General features: G+C 30.4%; 4 protein-coding genes. All 4 read right to left on the reverse strand.

What is annotated here, in order from left to right; translation table 11 throughout:
- The coding region (locus ABIK75_02785; protein MEO0090015.1) for a hypothetical protein at nucleotides 1-235 on the reverse strand (235 nt) is incomplete at its 3' end.
- 295 nt (nucleotides 236-530) lie between these two features.
- Nucleotides 531-1,181, reverse strand: coding sequence for an endonuclease III domain-containing protein (locus ABIK75_02790; protein MEO0090016.1), 651 nt, complete (start codon nucleotides 1,179-1,181; stop codon nucleotides 531-533).
- Nucleotides 1,144-3,171: a PBP1A family penicillin-binding protein gene (locus ABIK75_02795; GenBank protein ID MEO0090017.1), complete on the reverse strand. Its 2,028-nt coding sequence runs from the start codon at nucleotides 3,169-3,171 to the stop codon at nucleotides 1,144-1,146. Before ABIK75_02795 ends, ABIK75_02790 begins: the two co-directional genes overlap by 38 nt.
- Nucleotides 3,172-3,176: 5 nt before the next feature.
- Nucleotides 3,177-3,438, reverse strand: a 262-nt coding sequence (locus tag ABIK75_02800) for a (Fe-S)-binding protein (protein MEO0090018.1), incomplete at its 5' end; no start/stop codon positions are given.

A 3,438-nucleotide genomic window follows, 5' to 3' on the forward strand; every position in this document is an offset into this window, starting at 1 on the left:
ATTCTCTCATATATTCCCTTTTATAAACCCTTAACCTTTCCCTATTTCTCTCCCGCCATTCCTTAAAATAATTTGGATGTCTCTTTCGCCACTCTTTAAAATAATCTGGATGCTTCTTTCTCCATTCTTTAAAATAGTTAGGATGCCTCTTCCTCCATTCCTTTATCTGCTCTTTCATTTTCTCACCATATTTGCTCCGATATTCCTTTTGATACTCTTTTCTATTCTTTCCCATTTTCTTTATGATAAATAAAATCTAAAAATTATCAATTTAATTAAGCATAAACACCTTTTTAACCAATTATAATTTTCTTAATTAAAATACCTCTAAGGCAGTATCCAAGGCTATATAGTATATAGCCCCCTATCCGAACCCCTAAAATTAGTTAAGTTCTTATTTTTCAAGGACTTAGATAAAATTTTAGCGAAATAAAAAGTTTCCATACAGGAAACTTCCAAATTAAGATAAGTTATTGAAAATTAAGGACTTATAACGAAGTTCAAAAAATTAAGTAATTATATATTCAATTTTAGAATAATTTCAAGGGGCAACTCTCGCAAATAGGATTTTTTAAACAGTAGGTCTTTGCCAGTTTTACTAATAAAGCATGATATTCATTATAGATTTTTGTATCTTTTGGTAAATTTTTTGTAAAATATTCTTGCCATTCTTCATAAGATTTTCCAAAAAATAATTTGTGCCTCATAAATATTCTTTTTGTATAATTGTCAATCACAAATACTGGTTTATTTAAGGCGTAAAGTAAAATTGAATCAGCGGTCTCTTTGCCAATACCTTTTACTTTTAATAATTTTTCTCTTAAAATCTTCTCATCTTCTTTTTCCATCTCTTTTATATTACCCTTATATTCTTTTAAAAAGAATTTTATAAACTCTTTTAATCTTTTTGCCTTAATATTATAAAAACCGCTTGGTCTAATTATTTTTGCCAGTTTTTTTAATGGCAGTTTATTAATAATTATCGGGTCCAAATTTGTCTCTTCTTTTAAATTTTTTATTGCCTTTTCTACATTTTGCCAATTAGTATTTTGGGTTAAAATGGCACCAATCATAATTTCTATTTCATTTTCACCAGGCCACCAATTCTGTGGACCAAAATGATTATATAAAATTTGGTATATTTTAAAAACGATGTTCGGAGCAGTATTCGGTTGGCTCATTTCCTTTAAGAAAATATTCTTCTCTTATATCCGGACAATTTGGTGTTGCCAAATAACCTGTCTCATTACAAATCGTTAATTTAACAATTGAATCGGGAATAGGAAAATCATCATTAGGATAAAAATTACTAACATTTTTCATAAATTCTGCCCAAATAGGCGCACAAACAACACCACCAGTAGCACCTTCAAATATCTTTTTCTTTTTATCAAAACCTGTCCAGATACCACAAGTTAAATAAGGAGTATAACCAATAAACCAGGCATCAGTAAAATTATCGGTTGTTCCTGTTTTACCAGCACCAATTCCATAATAGCCATATCTTCTAATTAAATAACCAGTTCCTTCATCCAAAACACTTTTCAACATTGAAGTAACCAAAAAGGCTGTCTGAGGAGAAAGCACTTGCTCCGAAGAAGGATAATTTTCTTTTAAAACAACTCCATCGCTATCAACGATTTTGGTTATTAAAATGGGCACTATTTTCTTCCCTAAATTTGCCAAAGTAGCAAAACTTCTTACCATCTCTAAAAGGGAAACTTCCGAAGAACCTAATGCCAAAGAATAGTAAGGTCTTAATTTACTATTTATTCCCATTAAATAGGCATATTCACATACCTTTTCTGGTGTCAATTTTTCAATCAATCTTACCGCACAAACATTTCTTGATAGGGCAAGCGCCTTTCTTAAAGTTATCTTTCCAATATAACGATAATCATAATTTTTTGGCTCATAAGGTTCCTGGACACCAGTAATTTCAATACTTATTGGACTATCTTCAATTATATCTGATGGCTTATAACCATTATCGATCGCCGCAGTATAAACAAAAACTTTAAAAGCACTACCTGGTTGTCTTTTTGTTTGAACTGCCCGGTTTAGTTGAGAATGGGAAAAATCTCTGCCACCAACCAATGCCTTAATAAATCCGGTTTTATTTTCTATACATACCAATGCTCCTTGTAAATAGTTGGGCGGCGAGATTTCTCCTTTTTTTTCTTTATAAATTTCCTCATAACTTTTCTTTTTCTCTTTAAACTGGTAATTTTCTTCAATCTCTCTCAATCTTTTTTCTAAAGCAATACCTGCTTCTCTTTGGATATCTAAGTCAATTGTTGTATAAATTGTTAATCCCTTTTTATATAAATAATCAGTGCCGAAAAGGTCTTCAACATATTGCCTTACCATTTCCATAACATAACCCATTTCTTGACGATTTTTCTGTAAAGGCAAAATATTTATCTTTTCTTTTAATGCCTTTTTGTATTCTTCTTCACTTATTTTTTTCTTTTTATAAAGCATCTTTAAAAAGAAATCTCTTCTTTTTAAAACCAAATCAAAATTTTTATAAGGCGAATAATAATTTGGTGATTTAATAATACTTACCAAAAAACAGGCTTCACTCAAACTTAAATCCTTAACACTTTTACCAAAAAATCCTTGAGAAGCAGCCTCAATTCCATAGAGACCGTAACCAAAATAGACCTGATTTAAATATCTTTCTAATATCTCTTCTTTGGTATAACTTCTTTCCAATTTTATTGCCAATATTAACTCTTTTATCTTTCTAATTATATCTTTTTTATGGGTTAAAAACATATTTCTTGCAAGTTGTTGCGTAATTGTGGAAGCACCTTGTCTAATGCTTAAACTTTTTAAATTATAGAAAAAAGCACCAATAATTCTTATCACATCAATTCCTGGATGGGAATAAAATCGCTTATCTTCAACAACAATCAAGGCATCCGTCAGATATCTCGGAATTTCATTTAAAGAAACAACCCTTCTTTTTTGCTCAAAAAATTCACCAATCAACCTACCTTTACAATCTAAAACCCTTGTTGAGACAGGTGGAGTGTAGGTTTGGATCTCTTCCAAGGATGGTAAATCAAAACTTAATAAATAATAGATTAAAGGAATAACAAAAAAGAAAAAAATTAATGAAGAAAGAAAGGGAATTAAAAAAATCCTTATTTTCTTTATTTTCATTTATTTTAAAAAGAAAAGATTTCCAAGATATCAAAAACCTTTATCTTTTCATCAACTCCCAAAACTTTGGTGGCATCTTCAATTGTTAAAAGGCAAAAAGGACAACAAACCGCAATAATTTCTGCCTCCTTAGAAATTGCCTCCCTTACCCTTATCTCTGCTAATCTCTCTTTTCCTTTCTTTTCAATCCACATCCGACCTCCGCCTCCTTCGCAACATAAAGAATTCTCTCTTCTCTGGTCAAATTCAATCAAATTATCGGTAGAT

It is taken from the genome of candidate division WOR-3 bacterium, assembly GCA_039801725.1.
In the GTDB taxonomy this organism is placed as follows: Bacteria; Hydrothermota; Tepidihabitantia; order Tepidihabitantales; family DTDR01; genus DTDR01.